Source organism: Aggregatibacter sp. HMT-949 (genome assembly GCF_041734645.1).
Classification (GTDB): domain Bacteria; phylum Pseudomonadota; class Gammaproteobacteria; order Enterobacterales; family Pasteurellaceae; genus Rodentibacter.
Genome location: NZ_CP162010.1, coordinates 873,580 through 893,080 on the forward strand (window position 1 = coordinate 873,580; position 19,501 = coordinate 893,080).

19 protein-coding genes are annotated in these 19,501 nt (G+C 44.5%); 14 read left to right on the forward strand and 5 right to left on the reverse strand.

Annotated elements, in window-relative coordinates:
* Positions 1-53 precede the first annotated feature (53 nt).
* Both AB3F25_RS04065 and AB3F25_RS04070 read right to left on the reverse strand, forming a co-directional pair.
* Entirely contained in the window at positions 54-1,985 is a 1,932-nt protein-coding gene (locus AB3F25_RS04065) for a MacB family efflux pump subunit (RefSeq protein WP_373604227.1), read from the reverse strand.
* Positions 1,986-2,002: 17 nt separating this feature from the next.
* Positions 2,003-3,187: an efflux RND transporter periplasmic adaptor subunit gene (locus AB3F25_RS04070; protein ID WP_373604324.1), complete on the reverse strand. Its 1,185-nt coding sequence runs from the start codon at positions 3,185-3,187 to the stop codon at positions 2,003-2,005.
* A gap of 257 nt (positions 3,188-3,444) precedes the next feature.
* Here AB3F25_RS04070 and glnS point away from each other — a divergent pair, with 257 nt between their 5' ends.
* The 9 genes from glnS (at position 3,445) to dapB (ending at position 10,428) form a co-directional block, all read left to right on the forward strand.
* Positions 3,445-5,118 (forward strand): glutamine--tRNA ligase, encoded by a 1,674-nt coding sequence (gene glnS / locus AB3F25_RS04075; protein WP_373604228.1) that lies wholly within the window; start codon positions 3,445-3,447, stop codon positions 5,116-5,118.
* A gap of 124 nt (positions 5,119-5,242) precedes the next feature.
* Positions 5,243-5,860, forward strand: a complete 618-nt coding sequence (locus tag AB3F25_RS04080) for a DUF2799 domain-containing protein (RefSeq protein ID WP_373604229.1) — start codon at positions 5,243-5,245, stop codon at positions 5,858-5,860.
* A gap of 5 nt (positions 5,861-5,865) precedes the next feature.
* Positions 5,866-6,300, forward strand: a complete 435-nt coding sequence (locus AB3F25_RS04085) for a YcgN family cysteine cluster protein (protein WP_373604230.1) — start codon at positions 5,866-5,868, stop codon at positions 6,298-6,300.
* Between the two features lie 174 nt (positions 6,301-6,474).
* Positions 6,475-6,948 carry a 6,7-dimethyl-8-ribityllumazine synthase gene (ribE, locus tag AB3F25_RS04090; protein ID WP_373604231.1) on the forward strand — a complete coding sequence of 158 codons (474 nt, stop codon included), beginning with the start codon at positions 6,475-6,477 and terminating at the stop codon, positions 6,946-6,948.
* Between the two features lie 2 nt (positions 6,949-6,950).
* Positions 6,951-7,388, forward strand: coding sequence for a transcription antitermination factor NusB (gene nusB, locus AB3F25_RS04095; protein WP_373604232.1), 438 nt, complete (start codon positions 6,951-6,953; stop codon positions 7,386-7,388).
* Positions 7,389-7,460: 72 nt separating this feature from the next.
* Positions 7,461-8,474, forward strand: a complete 1,014-nt coding sequence (gene thiL / locus AB3F25_RS04100) for a thiamine-phosphate kinase (protein WP_373604233.1) — start codon at positions 7,461-7,463, stop codon at positions 8,472-8,474.
* Entirely contained in the window at positions 8,467-8,967 is a 501-nt protein-coding gene (locus AB3F25_RS04105; RefSeq protein ID WP_373604234.1) for a phosphatidylglycerophosphatase A, read from the forward strand. Before thiL ends, AB3F25_RS04105 begins: the two co-directional genes overlap by 8 nt.
* Positions 8,968-8,969: 2 nt before the next feature.
* The gene (locus AB3F25_RS04110) at positions 8,970-9,599 is read left to right on the forward strand and encodes a homoserine/threonine efflux transporter (protein ID WP_373604235.1); all 630 of its coding nucleotides are present in this window, start codon (positions 8,970-8,972) and stop codon (positions 9,597-9,599) included.
* Between the two features lie 16 nt (positions 9,600-9,615).
* Positions 9,616-10,428, forward strand: coding sequence for a 4-hydroxy-tetrahydrodipicolinate reductase (gene dapB / locus AB3F25_RS04115; protein ID WP_373604236.1), 813 nt, complete (start codon positions 9,616-9,618; stop codon positions 10,426-10,428).
* Here the strand turns inward: dapB and yfaE are convergent.
* A complete protein-coding gene (gene yfaE / locus AB3F25_RS04120; protein WP_373604237.1) occupies positions 10,423-10,671 on the reverse strand; it encodes a class I ribonucleotide reductase maintenance protein YfaE in 249 nt (82 codons plus the stop codon). The genes dapB and yfaE overlap by 6 nt on opposite strands.
* A gap of 45 nt (positions 10,672-10,716) precedes the next feature.
* Here yfaE and AB3F25_RS04125 point away from each other — a divergent pair, with 45 nt between their 5' ends.
* Positions 10,717-11,403, forward strand: a complete 687-nt coding sequence (locus AB3F25_RS04125; RefSeq protein ID WP_373604238.1) for a hypothetical protein — start codon at positions 10,717-10,719, stop codon at positions 11,401-11,403.
* Between the two features lie 258 nt (positions 11,404-11,661).
* Positions 11,662-12,327 (forward strand): Bax inhibitor-1/YccA family protein, encoded by a 666-nt coding sequence (locus tag AB3F25_RS04130; RefSeq protein WP_373604239.1) that lies wholly within the window; start codon positions 11,662-11,664, stop codon positions 12,325-12,327.
* A gap of 54 nt (positions 12,328-12,381) precedes the next feature.
* On the opposite strand, the gene AB3F25_RS04135 is transcribed toward AB3F25_RS04130, so the two are convergent.
* Together AB3F25_RS04135 and argR are read right to left on the reverse strand one after the other, a co-directional pair.
* Positions 12,382-13,278 (reverse strand): TIGR01777 family oxidoreductase, encoded by an 897-nt coding sequence (locus AB3F25_RS04135; RefSeq protein ID WP_373604240.1) that lies wholly within the window; start codon positions 13,276-13,278, stop codon positions 12,382-12,384.
* Positions 13,275-13,730, reverse strand: coding sequence for a transcriptional regulator ArgR (gene argR / locus AB3F25_RS04140; RefSeq protein WP_373604241.1), 456 nt, complete (start codon positions 13,728-13,730; stop codon positions 13,275-13,277). Before argR ends, AB3F25_RS04135 begins: the two co-directional genes overlap by 4 nt.
* Before the next feature lie 206 nt (positions 13,731-13,936).
* On the opposite strand from argR, the gene mdh reads away from it, so the two are divergent.
* The 3 genes from mdh (at position 13,937) to odhB (ending at position 19,495) form a co-directional block, all read left to right on the forward strand.
* Complete coding sequence (gene mdh, locus AB3F25_RS04145; protein ID WP_373604242.1) at positions 13,937-14,872, forward strand: malate dehydrogenase; 936 nt, start codon at positions 13,937-13,939, stop codon at positions 14,870-14,872.
* Between the two features lie 408 nt (positions 14,873-15,280).
* A complete protein-coding gene (gene sucA, locus AB3F25_RS04150) occupies positions 15,281-18,085 on the forward strand; it encodes a 2-oxoglutarate dehydrogenase E1 component (protein WP_373604243.1) in 2,805 nt (934 codons plus the stop codon).
* 180 nt (positions 18,086-18,265) lie between these two features.
* Positions 18,266-19,495, forward strand: a complete 1,230-nt coding sequence (gene odhB / locus AB3F25_RS04155; protein WP_373604244.1) for a 2-oxoglutarate dehydrogenase complex dihydrolipoyllysine-residue succinyltransferase — start codon at positions 18,266-18,268, stop codon at positions 19,493-19,495.
* The last annotated feature ends 6 nt before the right edge of the window (positions 19,496-19,501 follow it).

The window sequence follows — 19,501 nt, forward strand, 5'->3', positions numbered from 1 at the left end:
TTCGTTAAAAAAAACGTGGTAGATTTTAACCGCAATTTGATGTTTTACAAAATCTATTCACGGGCAAGCGCGCTGACCGGATTCAGTTGCGCGGCGCGTTTGGCCGGCATATAACCGAATAGCACGCCGATAAGCGTTGAAAATAGCACCGCACTGACGAGGGAGGCAGTGGAAAACGCCATATTGAAATCCTGCATAAAAAAATTAAATAGCAAGCCGATTACGCCCGATAGCAAAATTCCCGTTAGGCCACCGATTAAACAAATCAGCACCGCTTCGATCAAAAATTGTTGCAAAATATTGGCTTGACGCGCACCGATAGCCATACGCACACCGATTTCTTTGGTGCGCTCTGTCACCGAAACCAACATAATATTCATCACGCCGATGCCGCCTACAATTAAGGAAATAAAGGCGATGGAAGAAATCAGTAATTTCATCGTGCCGGTGGTGCTTTCGATGGTTTGTTTGATGGTGTCGCTGTTCATAATAAAGAAATCTTTTTTGCCGTGGCGCATCGTAAGTAACTCCGTAATGCCTTTTTCCGCTACGGTTGTATTTACGTCGTCCGATACTTTCAGCGTAATTGAAGCGATCTTTTTACTGCCGGAAATACGGTTCATCACTGTCGTATAAGGCGCGTACAGATTCAACGAACTGCTGGCGCCGCCCATTTGTTTATCGGACACCACGCCGATAATACGCAGCGGACGTTTGTTAAACATCACCACTTTGCCGAGCGGATTTTCATTGGGAAATATCGATTTTTGCGCGCTTTCGTCAATCAATGCCACTTGATTATTTTCCGCCACATCTTGTGCGGAGAACAAATTACCTTGTTTCAAAGACAGTCCATCCACATCAAAATATTGTTCGCCTACACCTTTTAAATTGGTGGAGGAAAAGGTTTGGTTGCCATAGACCAAAATACCGCTCGATGAACTGTTCGGCGTCACGCTTTGCACGTAACTTTGTTTGTTCAGCGCATCGGCATCGCCGACTGTGAGATTTTGCATTTGCTCGGCACGCCGATCGCCAAAACCCGTTCCGTTAAAAATGGTCATTGTGCTGGTGCCGATGCCTTTAATATTTTCCAAGATCTTTTGCTGTGAACCGTTACCGAGTGCCACCACGGACACCACGGAAGTGATGCCGATAATAATGCCGAGCATCGTCAGCAGTGCGCGCATTTTATGTGCCACGATAGCGCTGACGGACATCCGAAACGCTTCAATCAATTGGTCTTTACTCAATCCAAAGTGCGGTTTTATTTGGGGCCGGTTTTGTGCTTTGCTTTCGACGGCTTCTTTTTGCGTATCGGCGATGATTTCGCCGTCTTTAATTTCAATTATCCGATTGGCTTGTGCTGCAATATTGCGATCGTGGGTGACCATAATAATGGTATGGCCTTCGCCATGCAGTTGGCGCAAGATTTCCATCACCTTTTGTCCGCTATGAGAGTCCAACGCACCGGTGGGTTCGTCGGCAAGGATAATCTCGCCGCCGTTCATTAAGGCACGCGCGATACTGACCCGTTGTTGTTGACCGCCGGAGAGTTGATTCGGTTTATTTTGCCATTTGTCGCCCAAGCCCAGTTTCTCCAGGAGCAGTTTGGCACGTTCAATGCGGTGCTCTCGGGGCATTCCGGCATAGATGGCGGGGAGCGCGACATTTTCCGCCGCGGTTAAGCTAGATAACAAATTGTAGCGTTGGAAAATAAAACCGAATTTTTGGCTACGCAAATCGGATAGTTGATCGGAAGATAAGCTGGCGATTTCTTTACCGTCAATTTTATAAGAACCGCTGGTTGCCGTATCCAAGCAACCGATAAGGTTCATGAGGGTGGACTTGCCTGAACCCGATTGGCCGATAATTGCTACGAAGTCGCCTTTTTCAACATTCAATGAAATATTTTTCAGAATATGTACGCGGTTCTTGCCCTCGCCAAAGTTGCGGTTAAGATTTTTGATTTCAATAATATTCATGGATTTTCTACCGCGTTTTAGAATATTCTCGGCCCGCGGCCGTTGTTGCCCACTTTTTCGCCGGCCGCTACTTGAGACACAATGACTCGGTCACCTTCGCTCAAACCGCGTTTGATTTCTGCTTGGAAATCGTTTTGCACGCCGACTTCCACTTCGCGCGGTTCCGGCTGATTATTGCCATTCAACAGATTGACGAAGGTTTTGCCGTCTTTCTTTTGAATTGCCATATTGGGTACCAATAATACGTTTTGTGCATTGGCAATTTTAATATTGTTTTCCGTGGTCATTCCGATGCGTAAAGTGCGATCGGGATTGTCCACGATTAAATTGGCGTAGTAATAAACCGCACTGGTGCTACTTGAAGCGCTGCTTGAACTACTTGACGAGGAACTTGATGAATTATCGCTTTTCGTGGTGGTGGCCGGATCAACCGACGAAATTACGCTTTCGTAATGGGTGTTTGGATCGGACAATATGGTAAAACGCACCGCTTGCCCTGCTTTGACTTTGGTGATGTCGCCTTCAGAAATTTCCGGTTTGACGCGCATTTTGCTTAAATCCGCCACTTTCACAATGGTCGGCGCGGTTTGGACGGAATTGACGGTTTGCCCTTCGGCAATCGGGGTAGAAATAATGGTGCCGTCGATGGGGGAAGTGATTTTAGTGTAACCTAAGTTGGTTTCAGCGGTGCTGACTTCAATTTCTGCTTGTTTAATGGATTCTTTTAATGCGTTCGTTTCGGCTTGTGCCGCATCAAAATTGTTTTTGGCGTTATTGAAGTCATCAAGCGAAGCGGCTTTTTTGGCGTAAAGTTCAGCATAACGGGAATACGCCGATTGTGCCACGGAAAGCGCAGTTTCTTTTGCCTTTAATTGCGCCTGATAGCTCGCGAGCGCCGCTTTTTTGGTGTTGAGGTTATTGAGCTGAGTAGTGGAATCAATATCTGCGATAAGCTCGCCTTTTTTGACGTCTTGCCCAAGCGCGACATACAGTTTGGTGATTTTGCCGGATACTTGTGCACCTACATCCACCTCATTGACACTGCTGATGGAGCCGGAGGCCACTACGGTTTTTTCGATATTGCCGCGCGTGACGGACTCAGTTAAATAGCGGGCTTGTTCGGCCTGGTTGACGACTAAAAAAGAGTAGGCGAGAGTGCCTAAAATTAAAATTACGAGAATAACAATAATTTTTTTCATGATGATCCATTTAAAAATGAACATTTGTTCAGGAGTGATATTTTAATGATTCATCGGTTTTTTGCACGAAAAATCTTGCGCTTAGACAAAATTTTGCTAAAAAGTTTGGTTTATCTAACGGTAATGGCAATAAGAAAGAGGACGTAAAAGAATGAATGGCGAATTAGCGCCACAGCTGCGCTCGAAAAATGCGAGGTTTCACAAAACACGGCTTTTCGTATAGAATAGCGCGAATATTTTATCCGGTAATTGAGAAGATTATGAGTAACACAGAACACACTTTAGACCTTGCAGAAAATGCCCGTCCGCACAATTTTATTACCCAAATTATTGATGAAGATTTAGCTTCCGGTAAACACCAAAGCGTTCACACCCGTTTCCCGCCTGAACCAAACGGCTATTTGCATATCGGTCACGCCAAATCCATCTGCTTAAACTTCGGTTTAGCAAAAGAGTATCAAGGCTTGTGTAACCTGCGTTTTGACGACACCAATCCGGTGAAAGAAGATGTGGAATATGTGGATTCCATCAAAGCTGATGTGGAATGGCTTGGTTTCCATTGGGCAGGCGAGGTGCATTACGCTTCCGATTATTTTGACGCACTTTACAATTACGCTATTGAGCTTATCAAAAAAGGCTTAGCGTATGTGGATGAACTTTCGCCGGAAGAAATGCGTGAATATCGCGGCACCTTAACCGAGCCGGGTAAAAACAGTCCCTATCGTGATCGTAGCGTAGAAGAAAATCTGGCGTTATTTGAAAAAATGAAAAACGGTGAAATTGCCGAGGGAAAAGCCAGCCTGCGTGCCAAAATTGATATGGCGTCACCGTTTATGGTAATGCGCGATCCGGTACTTTATCGCATTAAATTTGCCAGCCACCACCAAACGGGCGACAAATGGTGCATTTATCCAATGTACGATTTCACCCACTGTATTTCCGATGCCCTGGAACGTATTACACATTCATTGTGTACCTTGGAATTCCAAGATAACCGCCGTTTATACGACTGGGTGTTGGAAAATATCAGTATTGAACGTCCGTTGCCGCACCAATATGAATTTTCCCGTTTGAATTTGGAAGGCACCTTAACCTCTAAACGTAAGTTATTAAAATTAGTCAATGAAGGCATTGTGGATGGCTGGAACGATCCACGTATGCCGACGATTTCCGGCTTGCGTCGTCGCGGCTATACGCCCGCATCAATTCGTGAATTCTGTCGCCGTATCGGCGTGACCAAACAAGATAACGTGGTGGAATACAGCGCGTTGGAATCTTGCATTCGCGACGATTTAAACCAAAATGCCCCGCGCGCGATGGCGGTTATCGATCCTGTCAAGGTGGTGATTGAAAACTTTAATGGTGAAGAAATATTGACCGCGCCGAATCATCCGAATCGTCCGGAATTAGGGGAGCGCCAATTGCCATTCAGCAAAGAAATCTACATTGATCGTGCGGATTTCCGCGAAGAAGCGAATAAACAATACAAACGCTTGGTGTTGGGCAAAGAAGTGCGTTTGCGCAATGCTTATGTGATTAAAGCGGAACGTGTAGAAAAAGATGCCAACGATGAAATCACCACGATTTTCTGTACTTACGATCCGGAAACCTTGGGCAAAAATCCGACGGACGGTCGCAAAGTGAAAGGCGTGATTCACTGGGTTTCCGCCGCACACAATCACCCGGCGGAATTCCGTTTATATGAACGCCTTTTCACTGTGTCAAATCCGGGTGCAGAAGAAAACATTGAAAGTGTGTTAAATCCCACTTCTTTAGTGGTAAAACACGGTTTTGTAGAGCAAAGCCTTGGTAACGCGATCGCTGAAAAAGGCTACCAATTCGAACGCGAAGGCTACTTCTGCGCTGACAGCAAAGACAGCCGTCCTGAACATTTGGTATTTAACCTAACGGTGAGTTTGAAAGAAGGTTTTTAGTGAAATACGCATCTTAGCTAAGTCAATGCGGTGCTATTATTGAAGTCCGCATTTTAAATATAACGATAGAGGGAAGATTGGCAAATTTGTTAATCTTCCTTACTTTTACACAAAGAAAAATAAAATGAAAAAATTCAAATTCTTCGGGCTACTAGCCTGTTTCGGATTAGCGGGCTGCGAAACGTTGTGGGCGATTGTCACCTTGCCGATTACGCTACCGATGGCGATGTTGGAATCCGTAGTCGGCGAATCGACGGAGGAATATTGCGTGCGCGTCAGTCAGGATTGGTATCACGCCGGTTATTTGTACGGTGCGGACGGACGTGAAACGGCAAAGGACGGCATCGACTATTATACGCGACGTTGCGGCGAATATCGGAAAGTTGATCAGGCGGCCTTTGAGCGTGGTTATCGTAACGGGTATTGTGCGAATAACACATTTTATCGTTTGGGTTACGACGGTTTGCCGATGAATTATCGAATTTGCTCGAATGCGGCGGGCTTGGAAGCCGAATATCAACGCGGGCGGCAACGGGTGGTTTTCGAACGTGAACACGAAGCGGATTTTTATCGTTTAAAACGTCTCCGTGAGCGATTAAAGGCTTTAGGTGATACCGAGCAAGCTGATTCTAAAATGCGCCCTTACGCCATTGAACAACGGGAACAGTTGCGCGATAAAATTAACGAATTGGAACAACAATTGGGGCTGGAAATCACGGATTTCGGCCGTTCTTCGTGGTAAAAACAATGCGAAATCATTTTTGGCAAACCAAATCCTTACTTGAAATGAACGAAGCCGAATGGGAAGCGCTTTGTGACGGTTGCGGCAAATGTTGTTATCGCAAATATATTCAAGGGCATGGCAAGCGGCAAAAACTGTATTACACGCGCATCGCCTGCGATTTGTTGGATGTGAAAACCGGCAAATGCGGTAATTATCCCGAGCGTTTTAAGCTTGAAACGGATTGCACTAAGCTGACCAAAAAGAATCTGCCGGATTTTCATTGGTTGCCGCAAACTTGCGCCTATCGTTTGATTTATGAAGGCAAACCGCTACCGCATTGGCATCCGTTGATTTCGGGCGATCCTAATTCAGTGAAAAACGCCGGGATATTGATTGCCGACGGCGTGCATGAAAAAGACGTGATTGATTGGTTTGAATTTGTTATCGATGCATGTTGAGCTTTTAAAATAACACCGCATTGAGTGTCCGAAATAGCACCGCATTGAAGTTCCAAAATAGCACCGCATTGAAAGCCCGTTTGAAGCGCCTCTTGAGAGATAAATGCTGATTGGCGACAAATTTTGTGCTAGAATCCGCCCCGATTTATTAGCGTGAATTTAACAGGAAAAAATATGAAAGTTTTAGAAGGCGCGGTCGCCGCACCAAATGCAAAAATTGCAATTGCAATTGCCCGTTTCAACAGCTTTATCAACGAAAGTTTATTAGAAGGTGCGATTGATGCGTTAAAACGTCTTGGTCAAGTGAAACAGGAAAATATCACGGTGGTGCGCGCACCGGGCGCTTATGAATTGCCGTTAGTGGCGCGTCGTTTAGCGGAGAGCAAAAAATTCGATGCCATCGTGGCCTTAGGCACGGTCATTCGCGGTGGTACTGCACACTTTGAATACGTCGCGGGTGAAGCCAGCAGCGGTTTAGGCAAAGTGGCGATGGAAGCGGAAATTCCGGTGGCGTTCGGTGTATTAACCACCGAAAATATCGAACAAGCCATTGAACGCGCCGGCACCAAAGCGGGTAATAAAGGCGCAGAAGCCGCATTAACCGCCCTTGAAATGGTGAATCTTTTACAACAAATCGACGCGGCATAACCATGACTGAGCAACAAAAACAAGTGAAAAAGCCTTCCGCCCGTCGTTGCGCTCGTGAGTGCGCGGTACAAGCCTTATATTCTTGGGCGCTTTCCGGCAATACGGCCGAACAAGTAGAGCTTGCATTCGTACTGGATCAAGATCTCGAAGGCGTAGATAAGCCTTATTTTCGTAAATTATTCCGTCAAACGGTGGAAAATATCGAAACCGTGGATTTTGCCATTTCGCCTTATATCGACCGCGCTTTTGACGAACTTGATCCGATTGAAAAAGCAATTTTGCGTTTAGCGGTGTACGAATTACGTTTTGAATCGGACGTACCGTACAAGGTGGTGATTAACGAAGCCATTGAAGTGGCGAAAGTATTCGGCGCCGATGAAAGCCATAAATATATCAATGGCGTATTAGACAAAATTGCGCCGGCATTAGGGCGTAAATAGTTCCTTTAATTTGAAAAATGGCGCGCGTTTTTACGCGTGCCTTTTCGTTTCTGGCGGTAAGAAAACGGAGAAATGGCAATGGGTGAATTTGATTTAATCAAACGTTATTTTGAACGGTCGCAAAATAATGCTGATGATTTTGTACAATTATCCATCGGTGATGATTGCGCATTGGTTTGTATTCCGCCTGATTGCCAATTGGCGATTACCACCGATACTATGACGGAAAATACGCATTTTCTTCCCGATATTTCTGCCGAAGATTTAGCCTATAAAGCAATTGCAACGAATTTAAGCGATTTGGCCGCCATGGGCGCGCAACCTAAATGGATTTCCCTTGCTTTAACTTTGCCGAAAATAAATGAAGAATGGCTTTCCGCATTTAGTCAAAGTTTGATAAATACGTTACGCGATTACAACGTCACATTAATCGGCGGCGACACCACCAAAGGCACGCGCGCTATTACCATTACTGCGCAAGGCTTTGTAGAAAAGGGCAAAGCGCTTTGCCGTCATCAAGCAAAAGCGGGAGATTTAATTTATGTTTCCGGTACATTAGGCGACAGCGCCGCCGGTTTGCAGCTGATTTTAGCGGGCGAATTGAAGGGCAAAAGCGCACTTGATATTGACCGAGAATTTTTGCTTCATCGCCATTTTCGCCCAACACCGCGCGTAGCGCTAGGACGTGTTTTAGTCGGCATCGCCAATGCGGCGATTGATTTGTCTGACGGCTTGCTTTCCGATCTCGGGCATATTCTAAAACGCAGTCAATGCGGTGCTGAAATCGAACTTGCCGCCCTGCCGCTTTCTTCTTCGATATTACGGCTTTTCTCTCGCGACCAAGCGGAACGCTTTGCCTTAAGCGGTGGCGAAGATTACGAACTGTGTTTCACCGTGCCGGTGGAAAATAAAGAAAAATTGGAGCTGGCGCTAAAAAATTTAAAGCTGCCTTGCGCTTGCATTGGCCGAATCGTTACGGCACAAACACGCGGTGGGTTTGCACTGAATTTTCTGCGTCATGGCGAAGCGGTGCAATTGACACCCATGTCGGGTTTTGATCATTTTAAGGATGAACATTATGAATAATCGAACCACTTCGGGAAATCCGTTAAAACGGCTTTCTTTAACCAATCCCGTACATTTGCTTGCGTTGGGATTCGGCTCGGGTTTAATCCATCCCGCGCCCGGCACTTGGGGCAGCCTTGCCGGCACTTTTATTGGCGTGGCGTTATTAATGTTGCTCGGTATGAAAAGTTTTTTGATTTTGACTGTGCTTTGCTTCGTTTTAGGCTGTTACCTTTGTCAAAAAACTGCCAACGATATGGGCGTGCACGATCACGGTTCCATCGTTTGGGACGAATTTGTCGGTATGTTTATCGTGCTCGCCGCCGTGCCGAATTTATCGTGGCAATGGGTTTTGACGGCGTTTGTGCTGTTTCGCTTTTTTGATATTTTAAAACCTTTCCCGATTCGCTATTTCGATGAAAAATTGGAAAGCGGTTTTGGCATTATGCTGGATGACGTATTGGCTGCGGTTTACGCGTTGTTTGTGGTATTTATTGTGCGAATTTGGATGTGAGCATGCTGAATTTAATGATTGTCAATTTGTTCGGTCTGATGACGCCGGGACCGGATTTTTTCTATGTGGTACGGATGTCGGCCGGTAATTCGCGTCGTAATGCTATTTGTGCGATTCTTGGCATTTGTATCGGCATCGGCTTTTGGGCGTCACTTTCGTTACTTGGGCTTGCCGTTATTCTTGCAACATTGCCCATGTTACACGGTGCGATTATGCTGCTCGGCGGCGCCTATTTAAGCTATTGCGGCGTTTCTCTTTGGCGCACTAAAACGAACGTCGAATTGAGCGCGCTTTCGGCGCAAGAACTTAACCAACAAACCAGTATCCGCAAAGAAATTATGAAAGGCTTGTTGGTGAATTTATCCAATGCCAAAGTGGTGGTATTCTTTTCTAGCGTGATGTCGCTGGTGCTTGCCAATATTACCAATGTGTGGCAAATGAGTTTGGCTCTGGCGATTATCGTGTCGGAAGGGTTTGTTTATTTTTATGTGATTTCACTGGTGTTTTCGCGTAATATTGCCAAACGAATTTACGGCCGTTACACGCGTTATATTGATAATACGGCGGGTGCGGTCTTTTTATTTTTCGGTTTGTTGCTGATTTACAGCGGTATTAACGAAATGATTCATTAGACGGAAGGAAGTAAATATGACATTAAAAATTGCCATCGCCGGCGCGGGCGGCAGAATGGGGCGTCAATTAATTCAAGCGGTGCAGGCGGTGGAAAACGTAGAACTTGGTGCGGCCTTTGAGCGCAAAGGTTCCACTTTAGTGGGAGCAGATGCCGGCGAGCTTGCCGGAATTGGCCATTTAGGCGTAGTAGTGTCTGATGATCTACAAGCGCAAAAAAATAATTTTGATTTATTAATTGATTTTACTCGTCCGCAAGGCACGCTTGAACACATCGCATTTTGTTTGGCGAACAACAAAAAAATGGTCATTGGTACCACCGGTTTTGATGAGGCGGGCAAAGCGGCAATTCAAGTGGCATCTGAAAAAATTGCCGTTGTGTTTGCTTCAAATTTCAGCGTCGGTGTAAATTTGGTGTTTAAATTATTGGAAAAAGCCGCCAAAGTGATGGGCGATTATTGCGACATTGAAATTATCGAAGCGCACCATCGCCATAAAGTGGACGCGCCATCGGGCACCGCATTGAGCATGGGGGAACATATCGCAAAAACCTTAGGACGCGATTTGAAAACTCACGGTGTTTTTTGCCGCGAAGGCATTATTGGCGAACGTAAACGCGATGAAATCGGCTTTTCGACCGTTCGGGCTTCCGATGTGGTAGGCGAGCATACGGTTTGGTTTGCTGACATTGGCGAGCGCGTTGAAATTTCTCACAAAGCGTCCAGCCGCATGACTTTCGCTAACGGCGCTGTGCGAGCCGCCAAATGGCTTGAAAGTAAGTCAAAAGGTTTGTTCGATATGACGGACGTGTTGGATTTAAATAATTTATAACTCAATTTCGATGTCACTTTCTACGTGACAACAACACAACAAAATCTCGTCGGATTGAATAAAGGCAAGGGGCGTTTGTGCATAGGATACCTTGCCTTTTTTGATTTTCACTCGGCAGGAACCGCAATAGCCGCTACGGCATTGATATTCGTGATGAATATGATTATGTTCAAGATGATCGAGTAAACTCGTTTCATTATTGAATTCGAGGCTGATTCGGCTGCGGATAAGATGAATTTTCATGATAGGATAACGGACAAATTTGTCGCGCCATTATATAGAGAAAAGATGAAAGTATTGATAAAAACTTCGTTGATTTTGACCGCACTTTATTTGAATGCTTGTAGTTCTATCAGTAAAGCGCCGGTGAAATCCATTGATATTTATGTGAAACCTTATTATTCCGCACAAAAAGGCAAAGCGGAGAATGTGTTTGTGCATAACAAAATTGATCCGATGCTGCGCGAAAATAGTCTCGGAGGGTATGAAAATGCAGCCAAATTTGCGGAAGAAAATCCAGCGCGAATTTCACCGATGACGATGTTCACGCTTGCCACACGCGCTTATGATTTCGGTCTGCGCGATGAGGCTGTAGATTGGTATTATCGCGGGCAAAATCGCCTTATTACGGCACTTTACGTGCTGGATTTACCTAAACGCACGGTGGATGACAATACGGGATTCGCTCAAATAGTGGGGCAGTTCATCAATCCGTATGCGTTCTGCGATTTAACCAAACAACGCAAAGCAGCCGAAAATGCACTGAATTGGACGATTGACCATCCTTACGAAATTCTCTTTATAAAAGCATTGCCATCGAAATTTGCCGATCGTCACACCGCATTGAAAGAAGCAGAAGCCAAATTAAAAGCGCGTTTACAAGAACAAGATGCATTTTTCGCCAATCCGGAAAATAAATCGACATGGCAAAAAGAACGCTCAGAAAACTTTGTGAATGAACGATTTTGTTGGTAAAAATGAACATGGGAATGTGCGATTGGCATTAATCGATACGATGAAATCTGTTTGATTTATATGCCAAAATCGACCTGCCGAAATAGCACCGCATTGGATTTAATCGTACATACATAAAAACAGAAAATAAAATTTGTTTGACGTTTATGCATGTTGTTTTTTCGTTAAAGTTAAATAAATTTTTGTTTACCATTGACTTTCTAGGCGCACGCCCTTACTTTACAGCCTGCGTATTAACTAATAGAAAAAGGAGCTTTTATGCAATCACGCATTATTGTCGATTCAAGCCGCGAATCTTTATTAAGCACTCATAAAGTACTGCGTAACACGTACTTCTTGCTTGGTTTGACAATGGCATTTTCGGCGGTCGTCGCTTACATTTCGATGGCGATGAATTTGCCTTATCCGAACATTATTGTGTTATTAGTGGGTTTCTACGGCCTACTTTTTATTACCCATCGTTTGGCTGATCGTCCAGCCGGCATTTTAGCTGCGTTTGCTTTTACCGGTTTTATGGGATACACCATCGGGCCGATTTTAAATATGTACGTGGCGAACGGTATGGAAGATTTAATCATGTTGGCCTTTGCCGGCACTGCGATCGTGTTCTTCGCTTGTTCGGCTTATGTGTTGACTACGCAAAAAGATATGTCATTTCTTTCTACGGCGATGTTTGCACTTTTCATCGTGTTACTATTAGGCATGGTGGCGAGTTTCTTCTTCCAAATTCCGGCATTAGCCATTGCCATTAGTGCATTGTTTGTAGTGTTTTCGACTATGACGATTTTGTACGAAACCAGTAATATTATTCACGGCGGCGAAACTAACTACATTCGTGCTACCGTAAGCATTTATGTGTCAATCTATAACTTATTCATCAGCTTATTAAGATTACTTTCCATCTTTTCAAGCAATAACGATTAAGTTTAACCTAATAAAAAACGCGCGTTGGTGAGCATCAAAGCGCGTTTTTTTATATTATTTTTTGGGGAAAAGCGAGGTGAAATATTGCTTCAAATTTACATATTGGAATTTAAATCCTGCCTCAAGCAAGCGTTTCGGAAACACATTTTGACTTTCAAGTAACATATCGGCGCGTTCGCCGAGTGCCAGTTTTAAGGCAAATGCCGGTACAGGGAACGGTGCACAACGATGTAGCGCCGCCGCCAATTCCTGATTGAACTCGCTATTCGTTACGGGGTGCGGCGCCGTTAAATTATAAATGCCTTTGCAGTCGAGATTTGAGATTAAAAATAGCACCGCATTGACGGCATCTTCCAAGGCGATCCAAGCCCAATATTGTTTGCCGGAACCTAAGCGACCGGCTAAATTTAAACGATAGAGCGGTAACATTTTAGCTAAGGCACCACCTTTGGGTGATAGTACGATGCCGGTACGAAGCAGGCAAACTGTCGTTTTCGCTTGCAATGCAGCGCTCTCCCAAGCTTGGCAAAGGCGCGCACTGAAGGTGTTGAATGCGGTGCTATTTTCATCGTTCATTAATTGATCGCCGCCGTCACCGTAAATTCCTGTCGCTGAAGCGGAAATTAAGCGAGGCGGATTAAGACCGGCATTAATTAATAAGGCTATTTGTTCGGTTAATTTTACTCGGCTATTAAATAATGTCGCTTTTTGCGCCTCGCTCCAAGCTTTGGCAAAAATAGGCTCGCCGGCGAGATTAATTACCACATCGAATTCGTCGAGGTTTTTAAGCGCAGTAAGCGAAGTGAAAAATCGCAAGTTTTTTTGCGGGAAAAGCCGACGGGCTTTTTTCTCCGAACGCGTGAGAAGGGAGAGTTGATGTTGTTGATTTAATAGAACGGGAATTAATGCTTGGCCGATGAGTCCTGTGCCGCCGGTGATGAAAATGTTCATGAGAGCGAGCGTTCGAACAAATCTTGAATGCGTTCAATTAAGATTGAAATTGGTGTGGTGCGTGTCGGTGTGACAAAAATCGTGTCGTCGCCGGCGATGGTGCCGAGAATACCGTCCGGTTTGCCGACGGAATCAAGTAAACGAGCGATTAATTGCGCAGCACCCGGCGTGGTTTTGATTACGACTAACATGTTATTGTGATCAATATCCAACACTAAATTTTTCAATGGGCTGCTGGTCGCCGGCACGCTTAATTCATTGGGTAAACAATACACCATTTCCATTTTAGCGTTACGTGCACGCACCGCGCCGAATTTGCCGAGCATGCGGGAAACTTTCGATTGATTAATGCCGGAGAAACCTTGCTTTTTAAGCGCTTCGACGATTTCGCTTTGTGATGCGAAACGCTCTTGATTTAATAATTCCTTAAAAGCACGAGTAAGATTATCCATTTTGTTCCTATAAGATAATTTAAATTGCATAAGATTTGCATAAAAATTCATAATATGCAACTAAAAAGGCATTTTTTATTTGAAAAGCAAAGGTTTTTTATAAGAAATTTGAGTAAGATCCCATATTTTATTTTCTGTATTTGTAATTTATGAATGAAACTTTTAAAATCTATTGGCTTAATTAATCTACTTAATAAGGAGTAAATATGAAAGTTGCAGTATTAGGCGCCGCCGGCGGTATTGGTCAAGCTCTGGCGTTGTTATTGAAATTACAATTACCGGCGGAATCCGAACTGGCTTTATATGATATCGCACCCGTAACTCCCGGGGTTGCGGCGGATGTAAGCCATATTCCGACGGCTGTTAAAGTAAAAGGTTTTTCAGGTGAAGATCCGACTCCGGCACTTCAAGGTGCAGACGTGGTATTAATTTCAGCCGGCGTTGCGCGTAAACCGGGTATGGATCGTTCGGATTTGTTCAATATTAATGCGGGTATCGTGCGCGGTTTAATCGAAAAAGTGGCGGCAGCCTGTCCTAAAGCCTGCGTTGGTATTATCACCAATCCGGTTAATACAACTGTGGCGATTGCCGCTGAAGTATTGAAAAAAGCTGGGGTTTACGATAAACGTAAATTATTCGGCGTGACGACATTAGATGTACTTCGTTCGGAAACTTTTGTGGCCGAATTGAAAAACTTAAATGTTTCTCGCACTACCGTGCCAGTGATTGGCGGACATTCCGGTGTTACTATTCTTCCGTTGCTTTCTCAAGTACCTTATGCGGAATTTAGCGCAGCGGAAATTGCAGCGTTAACCAAACGTATCCAAAATGCCGGTACGGAAGTGGTGGAAGCGAAAGCCGGCGGCGGTTCGGCTACACTTTCTATGGCGCAGGCGGCAGCACGGTTTGCCCGTTCTTTGGTGAAAGGCTTAAACGGTGAAACCGTGGTTGAATGCACTTATGTTGAAGGTGATGGCAAATATGCCCGTTTCTTCGCTCAGCCGGTTCGCTTGGGCAAAGAAGGCGTGGAAGAAATTCTTCCGATCGGCCCGTTAAGCGAATTTGAACAAAAGGCATTAGACGCAATGTTACCGACATTACGTGCAGATATTGAATTAGGCGAGAAATTTATTAACGGTTAATTTATGCCGAATGAATAAAAGAGCGCGAATATAAGCGCTCTTTTTTATGTTAGAAATAAAAAAATCAAGAAAAACCGTGACTTAGTTCACAGATTTAAAGATTGATATTTGCATAACATTTTAAATAACGTTATTTTTTAGCCATTAAAAATAAGTGCTATCTTAAATAGCCTGTATCTATTTTGCTTTCCGAGTAGTGCCTCTTTCGAGGCACTTTTTTTTGCTCATTTTTGTATCGGAATGAATTGATTTTATTTATTGTATTTAAATTATAAATTTGAAGATAAAAGGATTGTTGAGCTGGATCACAAATTTGTAACAAATGCGATTTGGCGCGTTTTTTCCAAGTGAATCCTATGTATAATAACGCCGAAATTAATTCCCTAGAGAATATTGTTTGAGGTGAATATGCAACAAAATAGCTTTGATGAATGGCTGGAGACGACCGCATTGGGAGGGGCGAATCAGGCCTATATCGAAGAATTATATGAGCGTTATTTAGATGAGCCAAATTCTATTGATGAAAGCTGGAAAGCAATCTTTGATTCATTGCCGAATTTAACCGCACCGGAGCAGCCCCATTCGCCGGTTCGAGATTATTTCCGTCGCCTTGCCCGTGAAAATACTACCGAAGCGGTGACGGTGATTGATCCTGAAGCGAGTGCGAAACTCGTTAAAGTGTTGCAATTTATTAATGCCTACCGTTTCCGAGGCCATTTGGAAGCGAAACTTGACCCGCTTGATTATTATCGTTGGAAAGTTTCCAGTGTACCGGAGTTAAATTACCGCTATCACGGTTTTACCGAACAAGATCTTAACGAAACCTTCAATATCAATCATTACGTTTATCAGCGCGACACCATTAAGCTTGCCGAACTTAAAGATATGCTGAAAGAAACCTATTGTGGTTCTATCGGTTTAGAATTTATGCATGTGCAAGACATGGAACAAAAAATGTGGCTGCAAAACAAATTAGAAAGCCGCTTAAATAAACCGCTTTTCAGCAATCAAGAAAAAATTAATTTTTTAAATGAACTGACCGCGGCAGACGGTTTAGAACGTTATCTCGGTGCGAAATTCCCTGGCGCAAAACGTTTTTCTTTGGAAGGAAGCGACGCTTTTATTCCGTTAATGAAAGAAATTATTCGTCATGCCGGTAAACAAGGTGTGAAAGATATTGTTATGGGAATGGCTCATCGCGGACGTTTAAATATGTTGGTGAACGTGCTGGGTAAAAAACCGGAAGATTTGTTTGATGAATTCGCCGGTAAGCATTCTGGCGATCGCACCGGTGACGTGAAATATCACCAAGGTTTCTCTTCCGATTTTGCTGTAGGCGATGAACGCGTTCACTTAACCCTTGCATTTAATCCGTCGCATTTGGAAATTGTCAGCCCCGTAGTTATCGGTGCGGTGCGCTCACGTCAGACCAAAAGAAATGATACCACGCGCGCTCAAGTATTAGCGATTACCGTACATGGTGATTCCGCCGTAGCGGGACAAGGTGTGGTGCAGGAAACGTTAAATATGTCGAATGCACGCGGTTACACCGTGGGTGGCACGATTCGTATCGTAATTAACAATCAAATCGGTTTTACTACATCTAATCCAAACGATACCCGTTCAACAGAATACTGTACCGATATTGCCAAGATGATCCAAGCGCCGATTATTCACGTAAATGGCGATGATCCGGAAGCGGTTGCTTTTGCTGCGAGAATGGCGGTGGAATATCGCAGTTTGTTTAAACGCGATATTTTCATTGATTTAATTTCTTATCGTCGCCACGGACACAATGAAGCGGACGAACCATTGGCGACCCAACCAATGATGTACAGCATCATTAAAAAACATCCGACACCGCGTAAAGTCTATGCCGATCGTTTAATTGCCGAAGGTGTAATTAGCGAAGCGCAAGTTACCGAAATGATGAATTTATACCGTGATGCGCTTGATAACGGTGAGCGTGTAGTGACTGAATGGCGCGAAATGGATATGGCGAAAATGGATTGGCTGCAATATCTCCATTATGACTGGACCGCGCCTTATGAAAGTCGTTTCCCGCAAGAGCGTTTTTTAACGCTTGCCAAACGCGTATGCGAATATCCGGAAAGTTTGCGTGCCCATCCTCGCGTAGAAAAAATTTATAACGATCGTAAGGCCATGTACCAAGGTGAAAAATTATTCGATTGGGGAATGGCGGAGACAATGGCTTATGCCACCTTATTAGACGACGGCGTAAATGTTCGTTTATCCGGCGAAGATGCGGGGCGAGGTACGTTTTTCCATCGTCATGCCGTGGTGCATAACCAAAATGATGGCACCGGTTATGTGCCTCTAACTCATTTACATGCCAATCAAGGCCGCTTTGAAGTATGGGATTCCGTGCTTTCGGAAGAATCCGTCCTTGCTTTTGAATACGGTTATGCCACCACCGATCCGAAAACACTGACCATTTGGGAAGCGCAATTCGGTGATTTTGCCAATGGCGCACAAATCGTCATTGACCAATTTATCAGCTCCGGCGAACAAAAATGGGGCAGAATGTGTGGTCTTGTGATGTTGTTACCGCACGGTTACGAAGGGCAGGGCCCGGAACATTCTTCTGCTCGTTTAGAACGTTATTTGCAACTTTGCGCAGAACAGAATATGCAAGTGTGTATCCCTTCTACGCCGGCTCAGGTTTATCATATGTTGCGTCGTCAAGCGTTACGCAAAATGCGCCGCCCGTTAATTGCGATTTCACCGAAATCCTTACTGCGCCATCCGTTGGCAGTTTCAAGTTTGAATGAATTAATTAACGGTTCATTCCAAACGGTAATTGGCGAAATTGACGAGCTGGATCCGAAAGCTGTAAAACGCATCGTACTTTGTTCCGGCAAAGTATATTATGATTTGCTCGAGCAACGCCGCGCAAATAATCAAACTGATGTGGCAATTATTCGTATTGAGCAGCTTTATCCGTATCCCCATGAAGATGTGAAAAAAGCACTTGCGCCTTATGCACAGGTGAAAGATTATGTTTGGTGTCAAGAAGAGCCGCTTAACCAAGGCGCGTGGTATAGCAGTAAACATAATTTTGAAAGTTCCATCCCTGATAACGTGAAACTGAAATATGCCGGCCGCCCGGCCTCCGCCTCGCCGGCCGTTGGTTATATGTCGCTACACGTTAAACAGCAAAAACAATTGGTAGAAGAAGCCTTGAAGCTGTGAACATTAGTTTAAAAGCTCCCTTCAGTAAGATCTAAAGGCTAAAACAGGGGCTTCAATGCGGTGCTGATTCACACTTCCGTTTGTTGCAATTTCGCCTTATGAGAGCGCTTTTCGTGAAGGGAGCGTGCGCTGTCAAAGTGTCAAAGATAATGAAGAGAATAAATTAAAAAAGGAAAAAATATGACAATCGAAATTCTTGTTCCCGATTTACCCGAATCTGTAGCCGATGCCACTGTTGCTACTTGGCATAAAAAAGTGGGCGATGCGGTTAAACGTGATGAAGTCTTAGTTGAAATCGAAACTGATAAAGTCGTACTGGAAGTTCCGGCGCAGGCTGACGGTGTGCTTGCCGAAATTCTTGAAGCGGAAGGTGCAACGGTGGTGAGTAAACAGCTTCTTGCTAAACTTTCCAGCGTACAGGCGGGGGATATGAGCACCGCATCTGTGAAAGAAACGAACGAACCGACACCGGCAGATCGTCAAAATTCTGCAATTGAAAACAGTCATGCGAATGCAGCGGATCAAAGCCCGGCAATTCGCCGTTTATTAGCGGAGCACGATTTAAATCCTGAAGGCATCCAAGGTTCCGGCGTGGGCGGCAGATTGACGCGTGAAGATATCGAACGCGAAATCGCGAAACGCAATACGCAACAAGCCAAACAAAATGTCGCGACGGAACATAATACGATTAGCACGGTAGCCTATAGTACCCGTTCGGAAAAACGTGTGCCGATGACCCGTTTACGTAAACGCATCGCCGAACGTTTATTAGAAGCGAAAAACAGCACCGCAATGCTCACTACGTTTAATGAAGTGGATATGCAGCCGATTATGAGTTTGCGCAAACAATACGGCGAAAAATTTGAGAAACAGCACAATGTGCGTTTAGGTTTTATGTCGTTTTACATCAAGGCCGTAGTAGAAGCCTTAAAACGTTACCCTGAAGTGAATGCCTCCATTGACGGTGATGATATTGTTTACCACAATTATTTCGACATCAGTATTGCCGTTTCCACCCCGCGCGGTTTAGTCACGCCGGTATTGCGCAACTGTGACAAACTCAGCATGGCAGAAATCGAAAAACAAATTAAGGCTTTAGCAGAGAAGGGACGAGACGGTAAATTAACAGTAGAAGATTTAACCGGCGGTAATTTCACTATTACCAACGGCGGCGTGTTCGGTTCATTAATGTCCACACCGATTATCAACCCACCACAAAGCGCAATTTTAGGGATGCACGCGATCAAAGAGCGTCCGATTGCCTTAAATGGTCAAGTGGTGATTCGTCCGATGATGTATTTGGCGTTATCCTACGATCACCGCTTAATTGACGGTAAAGAATCGGTCGGATTTCTTGTGACGATTAAGGATTTATTAGAAGATCCGACCCGATTGTTATTAGAAATTTAGAGTTAG

Bases quoted from the DNA above. Each gene is read 5' to 3' on its own strand.
- AB3F25_RS04065 (WP_373604227.1), bottom strand. From the start codon at position 1,985: ATGAATATTATTGAAATCAAAAATCTTAACCGCAACTTTGGCGAGGGC.
- glnS (WP_373604228.1), top strand. From the start codon at position 3,445: ATGAGTAACACAGAACACACTTTAGACCTTGCAGAAAATGCCCGTCCG.
- AB3F25_RS04080 (WP_373604229.1), top strand. From the start codon at position 5,243: ATGAAAAAATTCAAATTCTTCGGGCTACTAGCCTGTTTCGGATTAGCG.
- AB3F25_RS04085 (WP_373604230.1), top strand. From the start codon at position 5,866: ATGCGAAATCATTTTTGGCAAACCAAATCCTTACTTGAAATGAACGAA.
- ribE (WP_373604231.1), top strand. From the start codon at position 6,475: ATGAAAGTTTTAGAAGGCGCGGTCGCCGCACCAAATGCAAAAATTGCA.
- nusB (WP_373604232.1), top strand. From the start codon at position 6,951: ATGACTGAGCAACAAAAACAAGTGAAAAAGCCTTCCGCCCGTCGTTGC.
- thiL (WP_373604233.1), top strand. From the start codon at position 7,461: ATGGCAATGGGTGAATTTGATTTAATCAAACGTTATTTTGAACGGTCG.
- AB3F25_RS04105 (WP_373604234.1), top strand. From the start codon at position 8,467: ATGAATAATCGAACCACTTCGGGAAATCCGTTAAAACGGCTTTCTTTA.
- AB3F25_RS04110 (WP_373604235.1), top strand. From the start codon at position 8,970: ATGCTGAATTTAATGATTGTCAATTTGTTCGGTCTGATGACGCCGGGA.
- dapB (WP_373604236.1), top strand. From the start codon at position 9,616: ATGACATTAAAAATTGCCATCGCCGGCGCGGGCGGCAGAATGGGGCGT.
- yfaE (WP_373604237.1), bottom strand. From the start codon at position 10,671: ATGAAAATTCATCTTATCCGCAGCCGAATCAGCCTCGAATTCAATAAT.
- AB3F25_RS04125 (WP_373604238.1), top strand. From the start codon at position 10,717: ATGAAAGTATTGATAAAAACTTCGTTGATTTTGACCGCACTTTATTTG.
- AB3F25_RS04130 (WP_373604239.1), top strand. From the start codon at position 11,662: ATGCAATCACGCATTATTGTCGATTCAAGCCGCGAATCTTTATTAAGC.
- AB3F25_RS04135 (WP_373604240.1), bottom strand. From the start codon at position 13,278: ATGAACATTTTCATCACCGGCGGCACAGGACTCATCGGCCAAGCATTA.
- argR (WP_373604241.1), bottom strand. From the start codon at position 13,730: ATGGATAATCTTACTCGTGCTTTTAAGGAATTATTAAATCAAGAGCGT.
- mdh (WP_373604242.1), top strand. From the start codon at position 13,937: ATGAAAGTTGCAGTATTAGGCGCCGCCGGCGGTATTGGTCAAGCTCTG.
- sucA (WP_373604243.1), top strand. From the start codon at position 15,281: ATGCAACAAAATAGCTTTGATGAATGGCTGGAGACGACCGCATTGGGA.
- odhB (WP_373604244.1), top strand. From the start codon at position 18,266: ATGACAATCGAAATTCTTGTTCCCGATTTACCCGAATCTGTAGCCGAT.